The following is a 24,099-nucleotide window of genomic DNA, read 5'->3' on the forward strand; positions in this document are numbered from 1 at the left end:
TCCCCCTCTATTATTCGTTTGCTATGTATCTCTTTATCAGTATATCGAAAGTGGACACGCTTCGGTGCTATAAACCTTTATAGTAAGTTGCAATTTCCCTGATAACTTGGCAGCCATTTTTATCAAATACGCGCTGCATCGGCAGATTTTCTGCATGGGTACTGCCTTCATATATAATGGCACCCATTTCTTTCAGCATCATTAAACTGGCCGCATGTACCACTTGTCCTAATCCTCTGCCGCGAGCTGCCGGCACGATGCCGACGTAATAAATACGGCCTTCTCCATTTCTTCCTGGCTCCAGATGAGGAATTGTCATGGCAACTGGTAATTTTTCTTGATAAATGATTCGACAGCTGTCTTGCCATTTCTCTCCCAGAAGGTCTTTTACGTCATTCAGCTGATTTTCTATCAAACGTGTAGAAGCACGATTTGCGGACTGCTCCATACTGGACTTCCATATTTCCAGAAATCTTTTTTCATCTGTTTTGCCCATTCCTATAGCTTCCCATCGATATTTAGAGGGAAGCGGCTGTTCCTCGGCAAGCTGTTTGCGATACAAATACTTCCTGGCAAAGAGATCATAGCTATAATCGGACAAAAGGGAATGAATGGTGTCATAAATTTCATCATCTGTACATACAGTTACTCGAGCATGGACAGAGGAGCTTTTACCCATGACACTCTCCGCATGCTGGAGCAGCTTCTGCAAATCCTTTGCAGAAGCTGACCCTATTTGCTCGATATCAACTTGATTCGTGAAACGCGCGAATTCAAATTGAGCTGCACCGTCTACCATTTCAATTCATCCAGCAGCTTTTGAAGTCCGATAGCTTCATCTTGAGAAATATCCCAGTAAGCTATTTCCTCCTTGATGGATGCCAATGTGCCGTATTCTCGGACAAATCCATTCAAGCGCGATGTAATTGTGCTGGTATGGAATGACGCTTCATCCGGAAAGTTCACCATCAACTGCTCCGTCGCCCTTTTAAACCGTTTCAAGTAGTACTTCTGATGATGTGGTTCTGCTTCAGTGAAATTATGCAGGGGAGCTATTTCTGTATAAATTGGATCTTCTCGTTCACCTTCCAGCTGCTGTTTTACAGCTTCCATTATCGTTTTCTGTTCAGCGTTCCGATATAGCAAAAGACTGATATACTGCCTTTCTTTATAAGCTGGCCGGTTCGGATTATGATCTTTCCAAAATTTGCGCAGCAGCTGTTCCAATGAAATTTCATCCGGATCGAAGGTAACTTCGACTGTTTCGGTATGATCTCCCATTTGCCGATAAGTCGGGTTCGTTTTCGTTCCGCCGGCAAAGCCGACTCTGGTTTTGAGGACACCCGGCAGCTGACCGAAGTTTGCTTCTGGACTCCAGAAACATCCCATTCCGAACACAAGTGTATCCATTCGTTTATTTTCTATCATGTGCTGCTCAATAGCATATATATTCATGTCCATTTACCTATCAATCCCTTCTATAATAGAGAATTGGAACTGTAAATAAATTCCACATTATTCGGCAGAAGATGACGCTTCATATGCGAATATTCCCTTTATTTGACTAACGAATCATGATTCCAACAAGGTTTTGCTATGCTATCATGTGACTTATGAACCAGGTTATAAGCAGGGGCAACTTTATTTTCAAATGCATTTGACAACACGTGTTAACTTCCTATAAGACTGCTCGTTATAAAAAAGGAGGAAGAAAGTAAGATGATGACTATTCCTGGCAGCATGGAAACACGTGCATTGCCACGCATCAAGCGTACGTATATGCGTCCGCGGATTGTTGCGTTCATTCCCGCTCACAATGAAGAAAAATCGATTCAAGACTGCTTGACGGGCTTGAAAGAGCAGGTCCTGCCAAGCGGGGTCGAGCTTGACGTTTTTGTAGTAGCAGACAATTGCACCGACCGAACAGAGGAAGTAGCAAAGGAAACTGGTGAAGAACTTGGATTATCTTTACAAATAATCGTAACAGAAAACAACAAACAGAGAAAAGTCGGAGCGCTTAATGCCGTTTGGAAAGCTATTTACGGTGACAATATGGATATTTACGAAATGGAACGGACCGATTTTGAAATTGCCTATCAACGCTCTGTCAAGGCCATTCTCGGGATGGATGCCGACAGCAGGTTGGCACCCCGCGCCTTGCAGCATTTATGGGATGGATTGATGAGTTCCCGGAATATCGGCGGTGTAATGGCAAAGTACACGATGCGTATGCCTAAAAAGAAGAGCCTGCTGTCCAAGGATGATCCTTATTATGAGGAAAAGCTTGCTAGCGGCGAGTATGGCGGCCCTATGTCAAGATGGTGGACGCATCAGCAAAAACAGGATATGGCAAGCTGGCTTCTCAGCCTGCAATACCGCGGCGGAAGCACGTATGTACTTGGTGGCCAGGCTACGCTTTTCCGACCTGAGGCTTTATATGAAGTAATGCAAAGCAACAAGCTGGATGGACCTTGGCAGAATGATACAGATGTAGAAGATATGCTGCTGACGTGGCAGCTTCAGAAGAACGGATGGAAAACGCTGATCAGTCCGAATGCCCGCTGCTTTGTTGATGCCATGCGCTCTTACCATACCTTCCGTAATCAGCGGGTGAAATGGAGCTCTGGAACTGTGAATTTGCTGACTGATCGTGATCTGATGATGAAAACAAGGCATACCGGCCATTTATGGCGCTCGCAGCTGAAAACCATGATGGATTTGCTTGTGCGTGTATTCTTCGTTCTTCTCTTGGGTGCTGCTATTGCAACTGATCAATTCCTATGGTCGTGGGTATGGGTCATACCAATTGCACTCGCCTCGGTTCTCAACACTATACTTGCATTGAAAACCCCGATGCACCGACCCATAGACGTTATCCTTGCCTTCCTGCTGATAAGTCCGGAGTTATATTTATGGGTCAATCTGATGACATTCGCACAAGTCTGGGCTGAAAAATTATCCAATGATAAAAAAGACGGCTGGGCCAATCAGTATCAAGCAGAGGCAGGGAAAACAAGAAGCAAGCTCCTGCAGGGAATCCTTGCAGCACTGTTGTTCATTAGTATTGCCGTTTTTACTTGCTACTATTTCCGTGATTACCTGACAAGTGAAGCTGTCCAGCAAGCAACAAATCCATACTTGATGGCGGGCTGGATCGGACTGACTGGACTGACTGTTTTCATGTCCTTCATTATGCTCTATCAAATCTGGACATTACGCACCAGACATCGCGCGTGAATTGACAGGCTGCCCTTTCCCCGGGCGGCTTTTTTGTTTTATACTTGTAGTAATAGACAGAAAGAAGGGATTCCTTTGTTGTTCCGTCCTTGCATTGATTTACATAATGGAAAAGTAAAACAGATTGTCGGCTCATCGATTACAGATGAAAGTGATCATGTTATTGAAAATTTTGTATCCGCGCATGATTCTGCCTACTATGCTGAACTTTTCAAAGGGAAACAAATTGCCGGTGGACATGTCATCATGCTTGGTCCTGGGAATGAAGAGGCTGCATTGGAAGCATTAAAAGCTTATCCAGGCGGCCTGCAAATCGGCGGAGGCATTCGCCCAGAGAATGCAGCGGACTATCTCGATGCTGGAGCCAGCCATGTAATTGTCACATCTTATATTTTCCATGACGGCATGCTTGATAAGGATCGGCTGCGTCAAATGAATGCTGCTGTCGGCAAAGAACGACTAGTCATTGATTTAAGCTGTACGTACCATGAAGAAAAATGGTTCGTCGCAACGGATCGATGGACGAAGCGAAGCAGCTTCGAGGTCAATGCGCAAAATTTAGAGATGCTGGCAGGATTTTGCGATGAATTCCTTATTCATGCAGTGGATGTGGAGGGTAAACGGAATGGCATTCAAGAAGAGCTAGTCTCCCACTTGGCTGCCCATATGCCTATTCCAGCAACGTATGCCGGAGGAATTCGTTCCCTGGACGATATTGACCTTTTCCGTCAGCTGACAGATGATCGCATGTGCTATACCATCGGCAGTGCCCTTGATTTATTCGGCGGTGATATTCCTTTGGAAGCGGTAGTAGCCAAGGAAAATAACTAAGACCCTCCCGCAAAGCAGAAGGGTCTTTCTTTATTTCAGTTTATCTGTAAAATTCGAGAGGAAACCTTGTGCTTTCTCAGTCAAATTTCCAACGACATCATTCGCTTGGTCCGTCAATCCTTGTGCAGCTTCTGTACCTTGATCAACCGCTTCCTGACCTAATACTGTCCCTTGTTCTGTCAGCTCAGCAGCCTGATCTGCTAATTGATCGACGCCTGCTGATTCTGTCACTTGGTCGACAGCTTGCTGTGCTTGCTCGGTTACTTGCTCACCGTTAAGCAGTTCACCTGCTTTATTCACAAGCTCTTCTGGTGCTATGTCACTTATCTTGTTGCCGATAAGTTCTTTGAAGGAATCAAAAATACCCATATAAACACCTCCTATGGGTTCACTATATGGCATGCACAACTTACTTACAACTCATACGAGGCTAATTGCATGTAAAGAATCTGTGAACATTCTATTGCTGGGCTGTATATTCCCATACATCCGACAAAGAAGTTTCCAAAGAGCGGTTCGGCTCCCATTTGAGTGACCTGATTTTCTCCGCCTTCATCGGCAGCTTTATTTCCATTGCTTCTTCTGTTTCAGACTGGATGGTAAAGTCAAAGCTGCTTACTTGCCGGAAAAGTGACAGAACCTCACCTAGGGAAACCCAGCGCCCAGAAGTAATTTCATACGTTTCCCCAGCTGTTCCTTTGAGGAATAGTGTCTCATAGGCTGCCACCAAATCCCTGACGTCGATAAAATCCCGTGTCACCGCTGCATTCCCAATCTGGAAATCTGTTTTCCCGGATGCTTGCAGCTGTCTTAACTGTCTTGCGAATAATGTACAAACACCATTCGAAACTCCAGGTCCGATAATGTTGGAAGGTTTGGCAATCATCACATCAACTTGAAACAGATTATGCCACGCGAGACCGACCGTTGTCTGCATGGTCTTTGTAAGACTGTAAGGATGAGTCGGAGATGCTGTCTTGCTTAGTTCATCCTGGAGCACACTTCCAGCAATCACCACACGCGCTGAAAGTCCAAGGGCCCGTACAGCTTCAACTAGATGAAGTGTTGAATCCACATTGGCCTTCCAGCTCTTAAGCGGTGTTTCCCATGACTCCGGAACACTATTTTCCCCTGCAAGATGAAGGATATAATCCGGTTTCGCATTTTCCAGCAAGGCATGCACAGCAACTTTATCACTTAGATCAAGAGAATGAATATGCAAGTTTTCTTCGACCATATCCAGCTTTGTATGCCGGATTACAGCATGAACAGTGTGGCCTTTATCCAGGAAGTGCCGAACTGCATGCTTTCCTGTAAAGCCGCTCGCTCCAGTAATCAAAATCCGTTTATCCATACGTTCCTCCTATCAGATAAGATAGACACCATGAAACAACTGCGCCCATTGGGCGTTATTTCCTTCCCAAATCTCATCATTTGGCAGCTCTACACTGTAAACATTATTAATGGGCCAATGCTTTTCGACAATTCCTGAAACAGGACCATGATTCACTACTAAAATACGAAAGTCATTGCTGATGATGGATCGTAATACACGCTCCAGCTCCGCTGTTTCTTCCAGAGATGCATTCGTCCTGACAAATAATATGCGCTGAGCTGTGAGCAGTTTTTCCAGAAGCCGATTAGCCCTGCGGTCAAGCTTCGCTTTTACCTGCGGATACATAGGTAATTGCATCAAACTGTTACGCATGGTATCAAAATCATGATTGGAATAGATGATATTTCTTTCGTCCAACACAAGCAGCATTTGTTCTGTTGCCTTCCCGATAATGCGCAAATTCTCCCGAAGCATAAAATCGGCAAATCGCTTTTCAAACAGCTCTTTCACTTTAGGCAATTGGGGAGTACCCATCCAATCGAGCGGACCGGAAAACGGACGAAGACCATTCTTTTTCAGCTGAATTGCACCCAGACATAAATCACCAAGACTGAATACTGCATCATAACCGCCTTTTATCTGGTCGTTTCCCAAGCTTCATTCTCCTTTCGCAATCTCCCCTCCTACCATATATTCGCATTTTGCTCTTATTGGCAGGGCATCACGTACATTGCGAGGAGAATCACGACAGCTGCCACGTCTGTTTGATACCTTCAAAAATTTCAGTAGCTGGTTTCCATCCAAATCCTGCGGCCGCTTTCTTATTGCATAGACAGCTGTGAGAAATATCGCCTGCTCTCCCGGATGTAAAATTTATGGCTAGTGAGGCATCCAACTGTTTGAAACATGCTGCCAAATCAAGAATGGATGTACTGGTACCAGTGCTAGCATGAAAGATTCCGATTTTATCAACTTTCATTGCTGCAAGATTCGCTGAAACAATGTCTTTGACGAAAATAAAATCGCGGGACTGAGAACCATCCCCATGAATCATGATTGGTTCTTTTCGTTTCAGCTTCTCGGTAAAAACAGCCACTACCCCGCCTTCCCCTTTTGGCCTCTGTCCCGGACCGTAAACATTTCCATAGCGGAAAATGGTGTAAGGCAGGTGATACATGTCGTGGAAAAGCTGAATATAATATTCTGCCGTGAATTTGGAAGTCCCATAGAATGAGATCGGTTTAAGTGGATCATCCTCTGTGATAGGCAGTTTGCTTACATCTCCATAAACTGCCGAGGTCGAGGCAAAGATGAATTTCTTTACACCGGCTGTTCTGCTTGCTTCCAGCATATTTATCGTACCGCCAATATTCACATCCGCATCAAAAACCGGCGCAAGAATACTCTTTGTCACATCAGCCTGCGCAGCAAGATGAAAGACAATATCCGGCTGTTCCTTAATTATCACGCGATACGCATCTGCACTTTTCACATCAAACTGATACAGTTTGACCTGTTGCGGAAACGCCTCATTGCCGGAGTCGTTTGCCGAAAGATCATCCAAGACCACAACCTCTACTTGCTCCTCGAGCAAAGCATGAACTAAATGACTTCCAATGAAGCCCGCTCCGCCTGTTACGATTGCTTTCATTGTCTCCCTCCTATCAGCTGCCCGGAACAAATCGCTTATATATTTCCAGAAGATGATCCACACCTGATTCCATGGACCAATGTGACATGCCCCATTCTTTCGCATGTTCCCCGAGCACCTTGCAATAAGATTCATCCTCAAGCAGTGTTTGAATCGCACTGCGCAGTGCGCCAGTATCAGCTTTTGGGATCACTAAACCGGTTACACCGTGGTTTACCATTTCCGGCAGACCTCCAGCATCACTGACGATGACCGCTTTTCCGCTAAGCTGAGCTTCAATCACACTCAAAGGCTGGTTATCTATCAAACTTGGGCTTACAGCTATATCTGCAAGCTTCAATATGCTTGGTACATCTTCCCGCTTCCCAAGGAAACTGACATGTGCTTGCAATCCTGCGTTCACCACACGATTCTGCAGCTGCTGCTGATCCCTTCCTTTACCGATAATCCAGCAAGCCCAATCCTGGCGGTCCTTCAATGAAGCCAGAGCATCGATAAGGTAGCCTACACCTTTCAACTCAATCAAGCGTCCCGTGTAGATAATCAGCTTTTTCCCAGGTGGAACCTGCATAGTTGTCGGCAATGCCTGCTGCTCCAGAAATCTTCCGATAGAAAAACCATAGTGCAGCTTTTCAAATTGCTCATTTTGAACACCGAATTCCTCAACCAGGATGCTGCGCAGCCAGTCATTGGCAACAATAGTGACGCTTGCACTCTGTGCCCCAAGTTTCTCAATATGATCGAAATATGCCTCTGCCAGATGGGAAGTAGGTGACTTTTGGGAACTCTGCAGAATATGGCGCATCTCATGTGAAACCAGTCCATGTAAAGTTGCGACAAGCGGAACCCCTTCAGGCTTGACTTGATTCAAGGCTATTGTCGAAAGAACATCCTGGGTATGAATGATGTCATAATCGTGCAGACCGAATTCAGCTGCCGCAAGTTCATATGTGTACCGCTGCGTTTCCATGTATTCTATATAATTATTTTGATACACTTCCGGATACTTACTTCGCTGGAGGATACTGCTCACATAAGGAATCCAGCGCTCTCTGGGAATCACTTTATCTCTACCGACTAGATGGACATAGGTATTCTCCCCGCCATACCCGAGAATGTCAGCGGTATGACCCAACTCTTCTAATCGGGTCTTCAATTGCGACATATAATTCCACACACCGCCTAGATGCGGAATGGACCAATAAGTAGCCAATAGTATCTTCATCATTTACCTCCTGTATATCAAACGCCCACTACACAGCCCTATCAGTATATGGAACACAGAAAAGCATGTGCTTGGCAAAAAAGCTTCCCATATGGATGGGAAGCTTCTATTTTTTCGGTACAGCAGCCAAGATATTCAAATCAGGAATTGTGACCCTGTGATTATTGATCCATATTGTCTTCGTGCCATTTTCATTGGCCGTGATAGGAAAATTATATACTTTGCTGTATGGTTCAAATGGAACTGGCGTGGCCGGAATCAGTTTAGGTGGCATTGCCGCAGCCGCCCCTTTTTCATTCGCTGCTTGAGCCGGCTGCTGCTTTTCCTCGATAACATTCGGTGCTGGATGAGCAGTGGCGGGACCTTTGTGCTGCAGGAAAGATCCTCCCCAATTAGTACCTCCTCTTGCTGGATATCGGTTTACCATTTCATCACCTCTTCCAGGCCAGTATATGAGTCCCCTCGCTTCTTGCCATTCTTTTGTTAAACCTGTGCATCAATCCAATCTTTTCCTTCTATACATCCATATACTAATCAACGAAAATACGCTTGGATAACGGCGGTTTTAAAGGAGGTTACTTGTGAAGGTTTTAACTGTTTTAGGAACACGACCAGAAATAATCCGACTGTCCCTCATTATCAAAAAACTGGATTTGCTCGCAGATCGACATATTCTCGTACACACAGGCCAGAACTACACCTCCACTTTGAGTGATGTATTCTTCGCTGAAATGCAAATCCGAAAACCAGATTATGTACTATCACAAAGCCAGCAGACACTGGGGGAGCAGCTCGCAACTATGTATAAGGAAATGGAAGCGATCCTGCTTGATGAGAAACCCGACAAAGTACTTGTTCTCGGGGATACAAACAGTGCGCTTAGCGCTTTGCTCGCTGAGCGGATGCACATACCAGTGGTTCATATGGAGGCCGGCAATCGCTGTTTTGACTTAGAAGTGCCTGAAGAGAAAAACCGACGGGTTATCGATGCCATCTCCAGTCTCAATCTGCCCTATACACCTGGAAGCAGGGAAAATTTGCTGCGGGAAGGTCTGCCGGCAAAACGCGTGATTGTATCCGGCAATCCCATTTATGAAGTCTTGCAGCATTATGAACCTGACATTCGTAAGAGCGGGATATTGAAAGAACTTAAGCTTGAGAAAAAGGATTATCTGCTGACAACTATCCACCGGGCGGAAAACGTCGACCACCCAGATCGGCTGCGGGAAATTCTGCTCGGTCTAAGCGAAACAGCTGAAAATCTGCAAAAAAGAATGATTTGCAGTATTCATCCACGGACAAAATCCAAGATTTCAAAAACGGATGAATTGACGCTTAGTCCACTCGTTGAATTCTATGAACCTTTCGGATTTTTCGACTTCGTCACTTTGGAAAAACACGCTTTTTTGGCTCTTACAGATAGCGGCACGGTACAGGAAGAATGCTGCCTTTTCCGTGTTCCGACTGTCACTGTACGAAAAACCACAGAACGTCCTGAAACGGTTGCATGCGGCAGCAATATGGTATCTGGCATCGACGCAGCAGCTATCGTGCGTTCCGCCATGATCATGGCTGCCAGTTCAAAAGACTGGGAATTCCCTGCAGGATATGCAGATTCTCATGTCTCGGATAAAGTGATTAAAATTCTTTTAGGAGGTTTGGAGATTGTATAAGGATAAAACAATTTTCATTACAGGAGGCACGGGCTCTTGGGGCTATGAGCTGGTAAAACAGCTGCTGCTGCATGATCCCAAGGAAATAAGGATATTTTCCCGTAATGAATCCCATCAATTCACAATGAAGCAAGAATTCAATAATAATCCGAAACTTCACTTCAAAATAGGTGACATACGGGATCGCGAGGCGTTAATCGAGGCTACAGACGGAGCAGATTATGTATTCCACCTGGCTGCACTGAAACATGTGCCGGTTTGCGAAGATCAACCACTGGAGGCACTAAAGACGAATGTTATCGGAACGCAGAACGTCATCGAGGCTGCGATACACCATAATGTGGATAAGGTCATCTATATCTCCACAGATAAAGCTTCAGATCCAGCAAATTTCTACGGGTTGTCCAAAGCAATGGGAGAACGGCTGATCACCCATGCCAATACGCTGCATGCCAATACTACATTCGTCTGCATCCGCGGCGGAAACGTCCTCGGCACCAACGGAAGTGTCATACACGTTTTCAAAAAGGCTATAAAACAAAAAGGTAAGATCGGTATTACAGACCCTAATATGACCCGCTTCTTCCTGACCGTAGAAGATGCTATCAAGCTCGTTTTCAAAGCTACTTCCGAAGCTGTCGGCGGGGAAATATTCATTATGAAGATGCCGGCAATCAAGATCACCGACTTGGCAAAAGTTCTGATGGAATCCTCCGGAAGCACCGATGTCGAATTCGAAATCTTAGGTATTCGACCTGGTGAAAAAATTCATGAGCTGCTCTTGACTGTAAATGAAAGTCATTCTGCCATTCTTTATGATGAGCGCTACTTTGTCATACTTCCGGATATCAAAACCGAAATGATAAAAAAACGTTACAAAGGCTATAAGAAGGTGGAAATCACCAACTACAACTCCAGTCAGAATCTGCTCTCCCAGGAAGAAATCAAGACCATGCTATCCAAAGGTGGTTTTATCTAATGACAAAGATACTTATCCTCGGCGGTAAAGGCATGGCAGGACATGTGATGTATGAATACCTGCGCAGACAGCTGGATTATGATGTCCGCTTCACATCCCGCGACAAAACGGATAAGAACAGCATTTATCTTGATGTCACGGATACACCTGCCTTAGAAAAACTGATAGCCTCCGAGAACCCTGACATTGTCATTAATTGCACTGGTATATTGAACGCAGCAGCTGAACAGGATCCCCTGCTCGCTTTCCGCGTCAACAGTTTGCTGCCTCACCAGCTGGCCGCTTTCATGGAACGGCAGCAAGGACGTTTGATTCAAATAAGTACAGATTGTGTTTTTTCCGGGGATAAAGGTCTGTACACAGAATCTGATTTCCGGGATGGAACTTCTGTGTACGCCCAATCCAAGCAGCTCGGCGAGATTACAACAGCTCCTCACCTTACCATCCGCACTTCCATCATCGGACCGGAATTGAAAGACGATGGTATCGGCCTCTTTCATTGGTTCATGAATCAAAGTGGCGAAATAAAAGGCTATGAACGTGTTTTCTGGAATGGCGTAACTACACTTGAGCTGGCTAAAGCTACGGATTTCTTCATCCAGCAACAGACGAGCGGCCTTTATCATTTATGTCCGTCAGATACGATCAGCAAGCTTGATTTGCTGCTGCTGTTTAAAAGTGTATACGAAAAAGACGACGTCCAGATCACCCCGGACGCCGGCCCTGTATTGGATCGGACAATTGTGAACACAAGGATGTCGCCAGCATATGCTGTACCATCTTTCCGCGAGATGCTTGAAGAACAAAAGACATTTTACTCTTTGCTCTCGTCCTGAACACCTAATGCAAGCAGCATCTGCTTGAATGATGCTGCGTACGCAGAATAATGGAAACGCTCCTTTACATGGCGGATGGCGTTTTCCCTTATACGATTACGCAGCTCGGTGTTTTCCATCATTTCCTTTGCTTCCCGAAGTGCGGAATCCATATCACCGATTTGATAGTACTTGCCAGTTTCATTATGAATGACTGCTCGTCTGACACCATCTGAATCAGTCGTAATGACTGGACAGCCGCAGCTGATTGCTTCCAGCACAGCATATCCAGCTCCTTCGACTTTGGAAGTAGCCAATAGGAAGCCGCCGGAATCAGCAATTAAGGAAAAATAATACGACATATCTTGATGCGGGACATCTGGCAGGATGGAGACATGACTCCTCAGCTGCAAGCTGTCCAGCATTTGTTCAAAAGCAATATTCTCACTAGGTTCCGCTAAAGAAGGATCATGGAACATATAAAGCTGCAAATCCGGCCGCAGTTCTGTAAGCAGCTTATGACCGATTTCCAAAAATTCACGCCAATTCTTATTGTCTTCAATTCTGCCAATCCAAGCAATGATCGGCTTCTTTGCTGCAGTTCCCGGTAAGTAGGTAAACGCACTTGCATCAAAGCAATTATCAAATGCAAATGTCGGTGTATTTGGATAAAACTCCTTGAAGATAGCTGCTATATGATCTGTCATCGGGTGCAGCAAAGCATTGGCATAGTTATTCACAATTGGTACAGCCATCTTCAATTGGGAATAAGCTATTTCCTTCGGTCCGAACCCTTGTACTTCCAGAATCAGTTTTCCCTTGAAGCCAAGTCTGCGAAAACGCGGGAAGCTGAGGAAATCGGATGTTACGATTGCTGCGTCATATTCATTTGTATCAAAAATTTGCTTGAGTTCCGCGTCCTCATGCGTAATATATAATGGCGCACCATGATCATTCACCAAATCCCGGCGTTTTCCATAATACAGAAAATGCGAAGAGATACCCTCAAGCTCCAGGGCTGCCCGCCGCTGTCTATTGAGTGTTTCGACACCGCCGCTCGGTACGTAAAACACAAATAACACCTTCATTTCCTGCCTCCTTCATTAGGCGTGCCCAAAGTTCATCCTTACCATGCTTATGCTGGAGCAGTGATTTTATGACGATTAGAGGAGGAAGCAGACGTGCTGCCTAAAGTAACGATCATCATCCCCTTTTATAATGATAAATATGTCCCTCACGCTATCCAAAGCGCCTTGGATCAAACATATCCAAACATTGAGGTACTTGTTGTTGATGATGGATCTACAACTGAAATCGATAAGCTTGAACCGTATAGGAAACATATTACGTATATCCGGAAGGAAAACGGCGGTACAGCTACCGCCCTGAATCTAGGCATTGAAAAAAGCACTGGGGAATATATCGCATGGCTCAGCTCCGATGATATTTTCCTGCCAGAGAAGATACAAGTACAGATGGACTATATGATTCCCAACAATGCACTAGTAAGTTTTGCGAACTACCATTTAATAGATAAAGATAATCAAGTTTTTTATCCTTGGTGCGGCAAACGGTTTTCTCCAGCCAATAACGAAAAAGAAGTCTATGAATCGTTCCGCACGGAAAACCCAGTTAACGGATGTACAATCGTTGCTCGAAAAGATGTTTTCAACACGACCGGCCTTTTCAATCCTGGCTTTTTGTATACCCATGACTATGATATGTGGTTCCGCATGCTCCTTACTGGCTTCTATATGCATTATATAGATCAAGTGCTGATTCATTTCCGCTCACACGCAGAGTCTGGAACATCCAGATTCCAGCCTCAAATACAGCATGAAATCAAGACAATTGAAGACTATTACCGCCCAATTTTGGATGAGTACCTGGAGAAATACGCATCGTTCGATACAAAGGAGTCATCATGATGGATAAACAACAATTTGATTTGCTGATCAAACGGGCTCCAGCGGGTTATACCCTTCCGGATGCCCGTTTCTTCCCGCTGATGGAAAATCACCGCAAAACAACGTAAAGGTGGCAGATTGCTATGAGAATACTGCTCGTTTCCTATTATCCGCTTCCCCATGTCGGCGGCCTTTGGACAGTCGTGAATAACCTATCAAATGAACTAAGACGAATCGGACATGACGTCGATGTCCTTGCACAGACAGAAAGTCTATCGGAATACAGGATCATTGGTCAGGAAGCGCCATTCCAGGTTGCCGATATCCGCCCTCATATCGAATCCGAGCTTGCCGCTGCCTTTCCGAATCTCGAAGCTGGCTCCTGGATTCATACAACGGAGGTCTTGCGCTACAGCCTGGAGTTAACAGCTCTTTCTCTTGATGTTTCCAAGTATGATGTCATCCACGCACAGGATGTGATTGCCGCTAATGCTATGAAAAGGATCAAGCCAGATCACATTCCCCTCGTCACCAGTGTCCATGGTTATTTGACGAAGGAAATTTTCCTGGCACTTCAAGGAATTTATCCAGGAAAATCTGATGAAGAACTATACAGCAGCTTGGAATATCAATACCATGAACATCTCGAACATATTGGCTGTCATGTTAGTGAGTTCATCCATACGCAAGCAGATATTACGAAGCAGAATCTGATCCAGCAGCACCGGATTCCGGAAGCTCGATTTGTCCAGTTTCCATATGGGATGGATATTGCAGCATTCAACAGCCGCCCGCATCAGCTTAATCGAATACCAGCAGCAACGAAACCTGTCATACTATTCGTCGGCCGGCTCGTACAGTTAAAAGGCGTGCATGTCCTTATTGATGCGCTTCGTCAGCTGAAAGCAATCAACACGGAATGGGAATGCTGGATTCTCGGTGATGGTTTCGAAGAAGCGATCAAGCGCTTCACCGACCAGATGGAGGATGCGGATCTATTATCAGACATCCGCTTACTAGGTTCTGTGGCGAATGTGAAGGACTACCTGGAGACAGCTGATATCTTCGTCCTGCCAAGCCTGCAGGATACCCAGCCCCATTCTGTCATGGAAGCACAGCTGAGCGGTATACCAGTAGTGGTAAGTAATGCGGGAGGTCTGCCAGAAATGGTTGAAGAAGGTGTTACTGGACTACTTTCAGAAGCTGGTAATTCATCCAGTCTGGCTAGTCAGCTCGCTCGCTTGCTGGCTGATCCTGCCCTGCGGCTGCAATTGGCAGCGCAAGCCAAGGAATGGGCAAGAAATCAATGGTCATTAGTCAACATGGGGGAAAACACAGAAAAACTCTATAAAAAAGCCCTTTCTTTGCCAGACTGATAGAAACAGTGAACTTGTACCAAGATGGCTGTCCTTTACAGATTGAAGCTACGTTCATACATTATAGTATCTTCTTTATGAAGGGAGGACATAGACTTGGTTACAGTACTAGATGCTAGAACATCCCAAAATGCCAGCACATCGAACTCTATTTCCATTCCTGTGCTGCTCGGCACACCGCAAGCATTCGGTCAGATCGGGCTCATCACTTCTGGAACGACAACACCGATTCGCGTGCAGATGAGCGGTATCATTTCTTTACAGCTTCCTCTTCTGCCAGCCCTAACGACTGTCAGCGTTACAGTCGTCCGTGGTACTCAAATTTCAGATCCAGTTGTTTTCTCGGCAGAATCCAACCTGGATCTTGAGATTCTTGGACCGCAATCATTCAACTTCGTTGCAGCAGATGTAAATGTCTCACCGCCTGTTAACGGACAGCTTACGTATACTGCGTTCATTTCATCCAACTTGCTTGGTACCATTCGCGTAGGTCCGGAAAGCTTTTACGGCATTGCTTTCACCGGCTGATTGAATCTCAAAACTAGACGTATCTTCTCCTTCATCAGCCGTGTCTGTTTGACGACGCATTCATATCTTATTTTAGAAAGGTGGTGAATTGAATGCCTAGATTTGATTTGAGAGTGTACGGACCAGGACTCCCTGGAAATCGCCGAAGAATCACTGGCCAATTTGTGACAGATGGTCCTGGGTTCGATGACGATGGAGATTTTGGTTTTGATGATGATGAGTTTGACGTAGATCCAGAAGTTGGCGGTACTATCTGGGGTAATCAACGCGGAGCTTCATTCCTTTCTCCTGGCGCTCCTCCACTACCTTACTAATAAATAAAAGCGGCAAACCAAAATTGGTTTGCCGTTTTTTCATGAATGAATATCACTTAAAATGTTTGCTGGCAACCATATGTTATACACAATAAAAGACCGGGTAAACACTTATTAACAAATAAAAAAAGGAGGTACGAAGATGAATACAGATTATGAAAAGTGTATCCAAGCTTGTCTGGAATGCATGCAAGCTTGTAATAGATGCTATGACGCCTGCCTGCTGGAGGATGATGTCAAGATGATGGCGGATTGCATCCGAATGGATCGGGAATGTGCAGACATTTGTGCATTTGCAATCCAGTCGATGCAGCGGAACAGTCCGTTTGCTGAGCAAATTTGTACATTATGCGCGGAAGTATGCCAAGCCTGCGGTGAAATCTGCAGACAGCATGAGGCCAAGCATTGCCAGGATTGCGCAGATGCTTGCTTTGCTTGTGCAGATGCTTGCCGAGCCATGGTTGCCTAATAAAAAAGACTGCCTAAATGAATGGCAGTCTTTTTTATTAGGGTATGCTGTTAATATCAGCGCTGCAGCCGTCTGGAGAAAGTTTCTACCAGCAGTACGACCGCTGCTGCTGCGTGAAGCATCCAGCCAACGAATAGTATCCATCCAAGCGCAGATGCAGCAATTCCGATGATGCTTCCCGCGAGCGGTCCTTGAACACGGACAGCGAGCACCAACGTGATGATATGAAGCACAAGCATGATGACCAGCGGCATCCACCCATTGGATAATATGATAATACCGCCAAGGACAGGAATCGCCAAAACAGCCTCCAAAATTCCTGTAATCAGCTTCATGGTTCTTGTTGCAGACATAAAACTCGCCCTCTCTATACGTACTGGTTTTCTACATATACGTATCATACAGCAAAATGTTCCATGATAAAAAATTCTATTCAATGCGCCTTCTTATGTCGTATAATGGTACGTCAAGATTTTTAGCGTCAAAAATACGGAAAAGAAACAAGGGAGATGACAATGACAAACAAACCGATCATTCAATTCAACAATGTAATGAAACAGTACGATAAAGATACCATCGTTTTGGACAATGTCAGCTTTGAAATCGAGCGTGGCAAATTCTATACCCTTTTAGGTCCTTCCGGGTGCGGAAAAACGACGATTTTACGTCTGATCGCCGGGTTCACAGAAGCGACTTCAGGAGAGATGCTATTCAATGGCAAAGCCTTAAATAAGATTCCAGCCAATAAAAGGTCTGTGAATACTGTATTTCAGGATTATGCTCTTTTTCCTCATCTAAACGTATATGAAAATGTCGCCTTTGGCCTGCGCATTAAAAAGATGCCTCAGAAGCAGATTGATGAAAAAGTGAAAGAGGCCTTGCGTTTTGTCAATCTGGCAGGATATGAAAAGCGGGAAATCAGTGAAATGTCCGGCGGGCAGCGCCAGCGTGTCGCAATTGCACGTGCTGTTGTAAACGAACCGGAAGTAATCTTGCTGGATGAACCTTTATCAGCGCTTGACCTGAAATTACGAACAGAGATGCAATACGAGTTACGCGAGATGCAGCAGCGTCTAGGTATCACGTTCATCTTTGTAACGCATGATCAGGAAGAGGCACTGGCACTCTCAGATGAGATATTTGTCCTGAACAATGGCAAAATTGAACAAAGCGGCACACCAACAGATATATACGATGAGCCGATCAACCGTTTTGTGGCTGACTTTATCGGAGAATCCAACATTGTTGATGGTCGGATGATTCGGGATTATGAAGTAGAGTTCACCGGCAAACGTTTCGCTTGTGTCGACCAAGGTTTACAGCCGAATGAACCTGTTGAAATTGTCATCCGTCCCGAGGATTTGCATATAACAAGCGCAGAAGCTGGAAATCTTCGCGTAAAAGTGGATTCCCAGTTATTCCGCGGCGTTCACTACGAAATATCCAGCTACGATGATGCCGGCAATGAATGGCTGGTCCATTCCACAAAGAAAGCTGTTGTCGGAGAGGAAATCGGACTTGCGTTTGAGCCGGAAGCCATTCACGTCATGCGTCTGAATGAGACGGAGGAAGAATTCGACAAACGACTTGAGGCATACGAAGATGGAGAATAAGATAACACGCAACTTGTATACGATTCCTTATGTCATCTGGATTGCTTTCTTTGTCATCGCACCGATTCTGTTAGTCCTGTACTATTCCTTCCAGGATTTGAATGGGAATTTCTCACTGACTAATTATCGGAACTTCTTTACGCCAATCTATCTGGAGATGACATTAAGCTCCTTTTGGTATGCATTTTTAATTACAGTGATTACTTTGCTCTTTGCTTATCCGATAGCTTATTTGCTCACAAAGCTAAAGCATAAGCAGTTATGGCTTTTATTGATCATTGTGCCAAGCTGGATCAATTTATTATTGAAAGCATATGCATTCCTAGGTATTTTTGGCACATATGGTATGGCTAATAAATTCCTGGAAACGATCGGTATCGGCTCGAAGCAGCTTCTGTTCACTGATTTCAGCTTTGTGTTTGTTTCTGTCTATATCTTCATTCCATTTATGATATTGCCGATCTTCAATGCGCTGGATAAGCTGAATCCATCTTATTTAGATGCTGCAAATGATTTGGGAGCATCAAGCTGGACGACATTCCGACGTATTGTTTTCCCATTGACGATTGATGGTGTGAAGGCAGGCTGTCAGATTACGTTCATCCCAGCTTTATCTCTATTCATGCTCACACGACTAATCGCCGGCAGCCAAGTCATTACCCTTGGTACGGCAATAGAGCAGCAATTCCTAGTTACACAGGACTGGGGTATGGGATCGACCATTGCTGTCTTCCTGATCATTTTCATGTTCATCATCATGCTTTTAACGGGAACGAAAAGGAGGAGAGCACGTGGATAAGAGAATTTCTCCCCTGTCACGCATTTTTTTGATCATTATGTTCGCACTGTTGTATTTGCCTATCTTCTACTTGATATTTTATTCGTTCAACAGCGGCGGCAATATGTATGATTTCGAGAACTTTACTTTCGATTGGTACAAGGAACTGTTCCAAGATACTCGGCTTTTGATCATCGTATTGAATACCATCGTCATTGCCCTTCTCTCCGCTTTGATTTCAACAATCATCGGTGTGCTTGGAGCGATGATGATTTACAAAATACGTTCCAGCAGAACAAAAAATGCGCTGCTGTCATTGAACAATATCTTGATTGTCAGCCCGGATGTCATCATCGGTGCGTCCTTCCTGATTTTGTTCACAATTGCAGGTATCCAGCTTGGCTTCTATTCGGTGCTGCTGTCGCATATTGCTTTCAGTATCCCGATCGTCGTCTTGATGGTATTACCAAAACTGTCCGAGATGAGCCCTTCTCTGCTTGACGCGGCAAGGGACCTTGGTGCATCACGATGGGAAGTCATCACAAAGGTTGTAATTCCTTATATCACACCAGGAATATTCGCCGGCTTTTTCATGGCGCTTACCTATTCCCTTGATGACTTTGCTGTAACGTTCTTTGTAACAGGGAATGGTTTCACAACCTTGTCCGTCGAGATTTACTCCCTAGCAAGACAAGGTATCTCCTTGTCCATCAACGCGCTTTCAGCAATCATTTTCCTTGTAACAATGCTGATAGTCGTCATTTATTATTTCATTACCCGACGTGGCAAGAGGTCGCCTGATCTGGAGGTGCTCAAATGAAGCAGCTGATACGTTTAGCGGTTGTGATTATTGCGGTGAGCGCTATTCTGCTCTTCACAATTTCACGATTGAATGCCTCACAGGGTTATTCTGGCGGCAATACGCTTACGGTTTATAACTGGGGCGATTATATCGATCCGGCAGTAATTGACGCGTTCGAAAAAGAAACAGGTATTACCGTCGTCTACGAAACCTTCGATTCGAATGAAGCAATGATGACCAAGATACAGCAGGGGGGAACAAGCTATGATGTCGCTGTACCTTCTGAGTATACGATTGAAAAAATGAAGGAAGAGGATTTGCTGCTGCCGATCGATCACAGCAAGATACCGAACCTGAAAAATATCGATTCCCGGTTCATGGATCTGCCGTTCGACCCTGGCAACGAATATTCTGTACCATATTTCTGGGGAACTGTTGGTATTGTGTACAATACGAAGCAGATTGAAGGTATCGATTTTAACAGCTGGGAGGATCTATGGGATCCGGCCTTGAAAAATGAAATTGTCTTGATTGATGGTGCACGTGAAATCATGGGAATGGGGCTCAACAGCCTGCACTATTCCCTTAACGATACAGACCCAGATCATTTACAAGAGGCTTATGATAAGCTAGTCAGCCTGAAACCGAACGTCAGAGCATTGCTCGGCGATGAAAACAAGCTGCTGATGGCATCTGGTGAAGTATCAATAGGAATAACATGGTCCGGAGATGCTTCCGAAATCATGGCAGAAAATGAGGATCTTGACTATGTCGTTCCAGAGGAAGGCTCCAATCTATGGTTCGATAATATGGTCATTCCGAAGACAGCCAAGAATATCGACGCTGCACATGAGTTCATCAACTTCATGCTTGATCCAAAGATCGCTGCACAAAATACCGAGTATGTAAGCTACTCCACTCCGAACAAAGAAGCATTGCAATATATGCCGGAGGAAATGGTCAATGATGAACGCTTCTACCCGCCGCCTGAATTGACAGATCGTCTCGAAGTATATGAGAACCTCGGAAAAGAAAACCTTGCTAAATATAATGAATTATTCCTGAAATTCAAGATGGAATAAATCAAAGCATGCGTCACGGCGCATGCTTTTTTCTATGAAAAAAACCTTATCCAGTTCATCTGGATAAGGTTTTCACCTGCTTACAGTTGTGCACCATTTGTTTCAATAACATTTTTGTACCAATGGAACGATTTCTTCCGGCTCCGTTCCAATGTACCGCTCCCATCATCATGTTTATCCACGTAGATGAAACCATAACGCTTAGAGTACTCTCCTGTAGAAGCACTTACCAAGTCGATACAGCCCCAGCTTGTATAGCCCATTAAATCCACGCCATCCTCAATCGCTTCACCCATTGCTTCGATATGATCACGAAGGTATTCGATGCGGTAATCATCATTGATGCTGCCATCTGCTTCGACTTTATCATACGCTCCAAGGCCGTTTTCCACGATGAACAACGGTACCTGATAGCGATCATACATATCGTTCAATGCAATACGAAGTCCTAGCGGGTCGATTTCCCAGCCCCAGTCACTTGCTTTTAGGAATGGATTCTTAACGCCGGACATAATATTGCCCTGTGACTTTTCTTCCTCGCTCTTTTCTGCTTTCTCTGTACGGGACATATAATAGCTGAAACCGATGTAATCTACTGTTCCTGCTTGAATTGTTTCCAAGTCACCATCTTCAATTTGCAGCTCCACGCCTTGTTCTTTGAAGAAACGTTTAGCGAAAGCTGGATAAGCACCGCGTACCATCACGTCTCCGCAATAGTTATTGAACAGGCGAGCTTCCTGATCAGCGTAGAAGATATTTTCCGGTTTGCTGTCATATGCATAAACCGGTGCATAGATGATCATGCAGCCAATTTGTGCTTCCGGATTAACTTCATGACAGTACTGGACAGCTTTTGCACTGGCTATAAACTGATGGTGCAGCCCTTGGACAACGGATTGATACTTATGCTCACCAGGCTGGATCGAGAAACCTAAACTCATGATAGGCATGATAAGTCCGCTATTGATTTCATTGAATGTCATCCAATATTTCACTTTATCTTTGTAGCGATCCAGAACAGCTTTTGCATAACGCTCGAAGAAAGTGATGACCTCACGGCTCTTCCAGCCGCCATATTCTTTTACTAGATTAACCGGCATTTCATAGTGAGAGATCGTAACAACCGGTTCGATACCGTGTTTAAGCAGCTCATCAAACACACGATCATAGAAAGCAAGTCCTTCCTCATTCGGCTCAAGCTCATCACCTTTCGGGAAGATACGCGTCCAAGCGATGGACATACGGAATACTTTGAATCCCATTTCCGCAAATAACGCAATATCTTCTTTATAACGGTGGTAGAAGTCGATTGCTTCGTGGTTCGGGTACGTGTATTTATCCGTATCAATTTTGAAATCAAATCCTGGCTCTGACAAGATGCGCAGACGCTCTTTTCCTCCCGGAAGTACATCCGCGATATTCAATCCCTTATTGCCTTCATGGAAGCCTCCTTCCATCTGGTTGGCAGCTGTTGCGCCGCCCCATAGGAATCCTTGTGGAAATGCTGTTTGCTTTGTCATAACTATCTCTCCCTTTTTTGCGATTTAGGATGCTTCTTTTGATGTGGTTGCAGGAACTGCCAAATCCAATATTGCTTCCCCGCTGGTAACAGTGCCTTCTGCAAGTGCTGTGATATCTTCATATTCTGCTGTGTTTGTGATGATAATTGGTGTGATGATGTCATATCCTGCAGCTTGGATGGCTTCCATATCGAAGGACACCAGCTTCTGTCCTTTTTGGACTTTATCGCCTGATGCGATATGAGCTGCAAAATGCTCCCCATTCAGCTTCACCGTATCTATTCCGACATGAATCAGTACTTCTGCGCCATTTGTACTTCTTAAGCCAATGGCATGCTTTGTTGCAAATAACGTTACTACTTCACCATCTACCGGAGATACCACTTCACCTTTTGATGGGAAGATTGCTGTACCTTTGCCGATGATTTCCTGTGCAAATGTTGGATCACTTACTTCTGCAAGCGGGCGAACCTCACCTGTCAGGGGACTAGCGATAACCTCAGATGTTTTCTCCGAATCTGTTTCTTCTGCTGTATCTACTGCTTTTTTTTCTGTTGTTGTTTCTTCAGCAGGTGCCACAATATCTTCAAAGCCCATAATCCATGTCATAACAGCTGCCGCGACGAATGCCAGTACCAGACCGAGGATAGCAAAGATGAACTCTGGACCTACGAAAGTTGGGAGTCCTGGAAGTCCTGCCATACCAGCAACAATATAAGCTTTTACATCCGTGAGTGCATATAGTACTCCGCCGGCAGCAGCACCAATCAATGCTGCAACGAATGGCTTCTTCAGTCGCATATTAACACCGTACATAGCGGGCTCTGTAACACCCATTGTCGCTGTCAAAGCAGTTGTAAAGGACAATGACTTGAATTTCTTGTTTTTGGATCGCATTGCAACAGCGAATGCAGCCCCTGCTTGTCCAAAGTTGGCAAGGAACATAGCTGGGATCATGTAATCAAATCCATTTACTGCAATATTATTCAGCATGATCGGTACAAGCGCGTAATGCATACCAGTGATGATGATAAGCGAGAATGTACCTGCAAGCAGGATCATGGCTATAATGCCAGCATTTTGGAATAGGAAGTTTGTTCCTGCAGACAGATAGTTACCAGCGATTGCGCCAAGCGGCCCTACTGTAATCAATGTCACTGGCACTACGACTAACAAGGTGACGGACGGGACAACGATCAGCTTCAAGGAAGCATGTGTTATACGGTCAACCCATTTCTCTACATAAGACGCAATCCAGATAGCCAGCAAGATTGGTATAACCGTAGATGAATAGGTTGCAATGGTTACTGGCAATCCGACAAAACTGATGGATCCTCCTTCTGCGAACATGGCTGTCAGTGTCGGATGCAGGATGGCTGCTCCTATCGCAGCTGCCACATACGGATTGGACCCGAATTTACGCGCTGCACTGATAGCCAGCAGAATCGGAAGGAAGTAAAATGCACCGTCTCCAATTACTGTCAGGATTTGATACGTTTGAGAAGCTTCCTGCAGCCAGCCGAACGTCACAAGCAAAGCCGCAATACCTTTGATCATACCGGCACCAGCGATAGCTGGCAAAATCGGTGTGAATACACCGGAAATGACATCGAAGATAGAGCTGATTACATTTTTCTTTTGTTTTGATTCGCCATCCGCACTCTTCGACTCACTTAAATTACTATTTGCGATAATTTCTTTATATACCTTCGGAACCTCATTACCAATAATCAGCTGAAACTGACTGCCGCTGATATTTGTACCAAGAACACCATCCACCTGCTCCAGTGCCTGCCGATTCGCTTTACTGTTATCGTACAAGTTGAAGCGAAGGCGTGTCATACAATGAATGACATTTTGTACATTTGATTCTCCGCCTACTAATTGCAAAATTTCTTCTGCTGTTTTACGATGATTCATGATAGACCCTCCATTCGGGGATATTATGATGGGATAAAGGATG

Annotated in this window: 26 protein-coding genes; 14 read left to right on the plus strand and 12 right to left on the minus strand. The window is 44.9% G+C overall.

The features are described 5' to 3' along the window. Positions 1 to 67: 67 nt before the first annotated feature. Positions 68 to 799: a GNAT family N-acetyltransferase gene (locus tag SFC25_RS00160; protein WP_411213263.1), complete on the minus strand. Its 732-nt coding sequence runs from the start codon at positions 797 to 799 to the stop codon at positions 68 to 70. Beyond that, on the minus strand, positions 793 to 1,461 hold the full coding sequence (msrA, locus tag SFC25_RS00165; protein WP_411213265.1) for a peptide-methionine (S)-S-oxide reductase MsrA: 669 nt from the start codon (positions 1,459 to 1,461) through the stop codon (positions 793 to 795). Before msrA ends, SFC25_RS00160 begins: the two co-directional genes overlap by 7 nt. 258 nt (positions 1,462 to 1,719) lie before the next feature. Between msrA and SFC25_RS00170 the strand changes: the two genes are divergently transcribed. Beyond that, positions 1,720 to 3,237 (plus strand): glycosyltransferase family 2 protein, encoded by a 1,518-nt coding sequence (locus tag SFC25_RS00170; RefSeq protein WP_411213266.1) that lies wholly within the window; start codon positions 1,720 to 1,722, stop codon positions 3,235 to 3,237. 75 nt (positions 3,238 to 3,312) lie between these two features. Next, on the plus strand, positions 3,313 to 4,068 hold the full coding sequence (gene hisA / locus SFC25_RS00175; protein WP_411213268.1) for a phosphoribosylformimino-5-aminoimidazole carboxamide ribotide isomerase: 756 nt from the start codon (positions 3,313 to 3,315) through the stop codon (positions 4,066 to 4,068). Between the two features lie 30 nt (positions 4,069 to 4,098). Here hisA and SFC25_RS00180 read toward each other — a convergent pair whose 3' ends face one another. From SFC25_RS00180 to SFC25_RS00205, 6 genes are all read right to left on the minus strand, one after another. Continuing rightward, positions 4,099 to 4,437, minus strand: coding sequence for a hypothetical protein (locus SFC25_RS00180; RefSeq protein ID WP_411213269.1), 339 nt, complete (start codon positions 4,435 to 4,437; stop codon positions 4,099 to 4,101). Positions 4,438 to 4,528: 91 nt separating this feature from the next. Next, entirely contained in the window at positions 4,529 to 5,422 is an 894-nt protein-coding gene (locus SFC25_RS00185; protein WP_411213270.1) for an NAD-dependent epimerase/dehydratase family protein, read from the minus strand. 12 nt (positions 5,423 to 5,434) lie between these two features. Then, positions 5,435 to 6,058 (minus strand): DUF1796 family putative cysteine peptidase, encoded by a 624-nt coding sequence (locus SFC25_RS00190; protein WP_411213272.1) that lies wholly within the window; start codon positions 6,056 to 6,058, stop codon positions 5,435 to 5,437. An 88-nt stretch (positions 6,059 to 6,146) separates the two neighbouring features. Then, positions 6,147 to 7,055 carry an NAD-dependent epimerase/dehydratase family protein gene (locus SFC25_RS00195; RefSeq protein ID WP_411213273.1) on the minus strand — a complete coding sequence of 303 codons (909 nt, stop codon included), beginning with the start codon at positions 7,053 to 7,055 and terminating at the stop codon, positions 6,147 to 6,149. Between the two features lie 13 nt (positions 7,056 to 7,068). Continuing rightward, positions 7,069 to 8,283, minus strand: coding sequence for a glycosyltransferase family 4 protein (locus SFC25_RS00200; protein WP_411213274.1), 1,215 nt, complete (start codon positions 8,281 to 8,283; stop codon positions 7,069 to 7,071). 103 nt (positions 8,284 to 8,386) lie between these two features. Then, on the minus strand, positions 8,387 to 8,707 hold the full coding sequence (locus tag SFC25_RS00205) for a hypothetical protein (RefSeq protein ID WP_411213275.1): 321 nt from the start codon (positions 8,705 to 8,707) through the stop codon (positions 8,387 to 8,389). Positions 8,708 to 8,861: 154 nt separating this feature from the next. Between SFC25_RS00205 and wecB the strand changes: the two genes are divergently transcribed. Genes wecB through SFC25_RS00220 form a run of 3 tightly spaced genes read left to right on the plus strand, consistent with a single transcriptional unit; the run spans position 8,862 to position 11,768 of the window. Continuing rightward, complete coding sequence (wecB, locus tag SFC25_RS00210) at positions 8,862 to 9,953, plus strand: non-hydrolyzing UDP-N-acetylglucosamine 2-epimerase (RefSeq protein WP_411213276.1); 1,092 nt, start codon at positions 8,862 to 8,864, stop codon at positions 9,951 to 9,953. Next, the gene (locus tag SFC25_RS00215) at positions 9,946 to 10,932 is read left to right on the plus strand and encodes a polysaccharide biosynthesis protein (protein ID WP_411213277.1); all 987 of its coding nucleotides are present in this window, start codon (positions 9,946 to 9,948) and stop codon (positions 10,930 to 10,932) included. The genes wecB and SFC25_RS00215 overlap by 8 nt, the downstream gene beginning before the upstream one ends. Further along, positions 10,932 to 11,768, plus strand: a complete 837-nt coding sequence (locus SFC25_RS00220) for a dTDP-4-dehydrorhamnose reductase family protein (RefSeq protein ID WP_411213278.1) — start codon at positions 10,932 to 10,934, stop codon at positions 11,766 to 11,768. The genes SFC25_RS00215 and SFC25_RS00220 overlap by 1 nt, the downstream gene beginning before the upstream one ends. On the opposite strand, the gene SFC25_RS00225 is transcribed toward SFC25_RS00220, so the two are convergent. Then, positions 11,747 to 12,835 (minus strand): glycosyltransferase family 4 protein, encoded by a 1,089-nt coding sequence (locus SFC25_RS00225; protein WP_411213279.1) that lies wholly within the window; start codon positions 12,833 to 12,835, stop codon positions 11,747 to 11,749. The two genes, SFC25_RS00220 and SFC25_RS00225, sit on opposite strands and share 22 nt — an antisense overlap. Positions 12,836 to 12,928: 93 nt before the next feature. On the opposite strand from SFC25_RS00225, the gene SFC25_RS00230 reads away from it, so the two are divergent. The 5 genes from SFC25_RS00230 (at position 12,929) to SFC25_RS00250 (ending at position 16,341) form a co-directional block, all read left to right on the plus strand. Next, the gene (locus tag SFC25_RS00230) at positions 12,929 to 13,675 is read left to right on the plus strand and encodes a glycosyltransferase (protein ID WP_411213281.1); all 747 of its coding nucleotides are present in this window, start codon (positions 12,929 to 12,931) and stop codon (positions 13,673 to 13,675) included. Between the two features lie 122 nt (positions 13,676 to 13,797). Continuing rightward, positions 13,798 to 15,030, plus strand: a complete 1,233-nt coding sequence (locus tag SFC25_RS00235) for a glycosyltransferase family 4 protein (protein WP_411213282.1) — start codon at positions 13,798 to 13,800, stop codon at positions 15,028 to 15,030. A 96-nt stretch (positions 15,031 to 15,126) separates the two neighbouring features. Next, positions 15,127 to 15,558, plus strand: coding sequence for a hypothetical protein (locus tag SFC25_RS00240; RefSeq protein WP_411213283.1), 432 nt, complete (start codon positions 15,127 to 15,129; stop codon positions 15,556 to 15,558). Between the two features lie 92 nt (positions 15,559 to 15,650). Further along, positions 15,651 to 15,872 (plus strand): hypothetical protein, encoded by a 222-nt coding sequence (locus tag SFC25_RS00245; protein ID WP_411213284.1) that lies wholly within the window; start codon positions 15,651 to 15,653, stop codon positions 15,870 to 15,872. 142 nt (positions 15,873 to 16,014) lie between these two features. Further along, positions 16,015 to 16,341 (plus strand): four-helix bundle copper-binding protein, encoded by a 327-nt coding sequence (locus tag SFC25_RS00250; protein ID WP_411213285.1) that lies wholly within the window; start codon positions 16,015 to 16,017, stop codon positions 16,339 to 16,341. Positions 16,342 to 16,397: 56 nt separating this feature from the next. Here SFC25_RS00250 and SFC25_RS00255 read toward each other — a convergent pair whose 3' ends face one another. Continuing rightward, complete coding sequence (locus tag SFC25_RS00255) at positions 16,398 to 16,694, minus strand: hypothetical protein (RefSeq protein ID WP_411213287.1); 297 nt, start codon at positions 16,692 to 16,694, stop codon at positions 16,398 to 16,400. 156 nt (positions 16,695 to 16,850) lie between these two features. On the opposite strand from SFC25_RS00255, the gene SFC25_RS00260 reads away from it, so the two are divergent. Genes SFC25_RS00260 through SFC25_RS00275 form a run of 4 tightly spaced genes read left to right on the plus strand, consistent with a single transcriptional unit; the run spans position 16,851 to position 20,616 of the window. Next, complete coding sequence (locus SFC25_RS00260; RefSeq protein ID WP_411213288.1) at positions 16,851 to 17,954, plus strand: ABC transporter ATP-binding protein; 1,104 nt, start codon at positions 16,851 to 16,853, stop codon at positions 17,952 to 17,954. Then, positions 17,944 to 18,753, plus strand: a complete 810-nt coding sequence (locus tag SFC25_RS00265; RefSeq protein ID WP_411213289.1) for an ABC transporter permease — start codon at positions 17,944 to 17,946, stop codon at positions 18,751 to 18,753. Before SFC25_RS00260 ends, SFC25_RS00265 begins: the two co-directional genes overlap by 11 nt. After that, positions 18,746 to 19,552: an ABC transporter permease gene (locus SFC25_RS00270; protein WP_411213292.1), complete on the plus strand. Its 807-nt coding sequence runs from the start codon at positions 18,746 to 18,748 to the stop codon at positions 19,550 to 19,552. Before SFC25_RS00265 ends, SFC25_RS00270 begins: the two co-directional genes overlap by 8 nt. Continuing rightward, positions 19,549 to 20,616 carry an ABC transporter substrate-binding protein gene (locus SFC25_RS00275; protein ID WP_411213293.1) on the plus strand — a complete coding sequence of 356 codons (1,068 nt, stop codon included), beginning with the start codon at positions 19,549 to 19,551 and terminating at the stop codon, positions 20,614 to 20,616. The genes SFC25_RS00270 and SFC25_RS00275 overlap by 4 nt, the downstream gene beginning before the upstream one ends. Positions 20,617 to 20,696: 80 nt before the next feature. On the opposite strand, the gene SFC25_RS00280 is transcribed toward SFC25_RS00275, so the two are convergent. Both SFC25_RS00280 and SFC25_RS00285 read right to left on the minus strand, forming a co-directional pair. Continuing rightward, positions 20,697 to 22,136 carry a glycoside hydrolase family 1 protein gene (locus SFC25_RS00280; protein WP_411213294.1) on the minus strand — a complete coding sequence of 480 codons (1,440 nt, stop codon included), beginning with the start codon at positions 22,134 to 22,136 and terminating at the stop codon, positions 20,697 to 20,699. 24 nt (positions 22,137 to 22,160) lie between these two features. Then, a complete protein-coding gene (locus SFC25_RS00285) occupies positions 22,161 to 24,056 on the minus strand; it encodes a beta-glucoside-specific PTS transporter subunit IIABC (protein ID WP_411213295.1) in 1,896 nt (631 codons plus the stop codon). Positions 24,057 to 24,099: the final 43 nt, after the last annotated feature.

The sequence above is a fragment of the Terribacillus saccharophilus genome (genome assembly GCF_046592595.1).
Lineage (GTDB): Bacteria > Bacillota > Bacilli > Bacillales > Amphibacillaceae > Terribacillus > Terribacillus saccharophilus_C.

Bases quoted from the DNA above. Each gene is read 5' to 3' on its own strand.
- SFC25_RS00260 (WP_411213288.1), top strand. From the start codon at position 16,851: ATGACAATGACAAACAAACCGATCATTCAATTCAACAATGTAATGAAA.
- SFC25_RS00250 (WP_411213285.1), top strand. From the start codon at position 16,015: ATGAATACAGATTATGAAAAGTGTATCCAAGCTTGTCTGGAATGCATG.
- SFC25_RS00235 (WP_411213282.1), top strand. From the start codon at position 13,798: ATGAGAATACTGCTCGTTTCCTATTATCCGCTTCCCCATGTCGGCGGC.
- SFC25_RS00265 (WP_411213289.1), top strand. From the start codon at position 17,944: ATGGAGAATAAGATAACACGCAACTTGTATACGATTCCTTATGTCATC.
- SFC25_RS00255 (WP_411213287.1), bottom strand. From the start codon at position 16,694: ATGTCTGCAACAAGAACCATGAAGCTGATTACAGGAATTTTGGAGGCT.
- SFC25_RS00280 (WP_411213294.1), bottom strand. From the start codon at position 22,136: ATGACAAAGCAAACAGCATTTCCACAAGGATTCCTATGGGGCGGCGCA.
- SFC25_RS00225 (WP_411213279.1), bottom strand. From the start codon at position 12,835: ATGAAGGTGTTATTTGTGTTTTACGTACCGAGCGGCGGTGTCGAAACA.
- SFC25_RS00205 (WP_411213275.1), bottom strand. From the start codon at position 8,707: ATGGTAAACCGATATCCAGCAAGAGGAGGTACTAATTGGGGAGGATCT.
- SFC25_RS00275 (WP_411213293.1), top strand. From the start codon at position 19,549: ATGAAGCAGCTGATACGTTTAGCGGTTGTGATTATTGCGGTGAGCGCT.
- SFC25_RS00285 (WP_411213295.1), bottom strand. From the start codon at position 24,056: ATGAATCATCGTAAAACAGCAGAAGAAATTTTGCAATTAGTAGGCGGA.
- SFC25_RS00245 (WP_411213284.1), top strand. From the start codon at position 15,651: ATGCCTAGATTTGATTTGAGAGTGTACGGACCAGGACTCCCTGGAAAT.
- SFC25_RS00185 (WP_411213270.1), bottom strand. From the start codon at position 5,422: ATGGATAAACGGATTTTGATTACTGGAGCGAGCGGCTTTACAGGAAAG.
- SFC25_RS00200 (WP_411213274.1), bottom strand. From the start codon at position 8,283: ATGATGAAGATACTATTGGCTACTTATTGGTCCATTCCGCATCTAGGC.
- msrA (WP_411213265.1), bottom strand. From the start codon at position 1,461: ATGGACATGAATATATATGCTATTGAGCAGCACATGATAGAAAATAAA.
- SFC25_RS00195 (WP_411213273.1), bottom strand. From the start codon at position 7,055: ATGAAAGCAATCGTAACAGGCGGAGCGGGCTTCATTGGAAGTCATTTA.
- SFC25_RS00170 (WP_411213266.1), top strand. From the start codon at position 1,720: ATGATGACTATTCCTGGCAGCATGGAAACACGTGCATTGCCACGCATC.
- SFC25_RS00160 (WP_411213263.1), bottom strand. From the start codon at position 799: ATGGTAGACGGTGCAGCTCAATTTGAATTCGCGCGTTTCACGAATCAA.
- SFC25_RS00220 (WP_411213278.1), top strand. From the start codon at position 10,932: ATGACAAAGATACTTATCCTCGGCGGTAAAGGCATGGCAGGACATGTG.
- SFC25_RS00180 (WP_411213269.1), bottom strand. From the start codon at position 4,437: ATGGGTATTTTTGATTCCTTCAAAGAACTTATCGGCAACAAGATAAGT.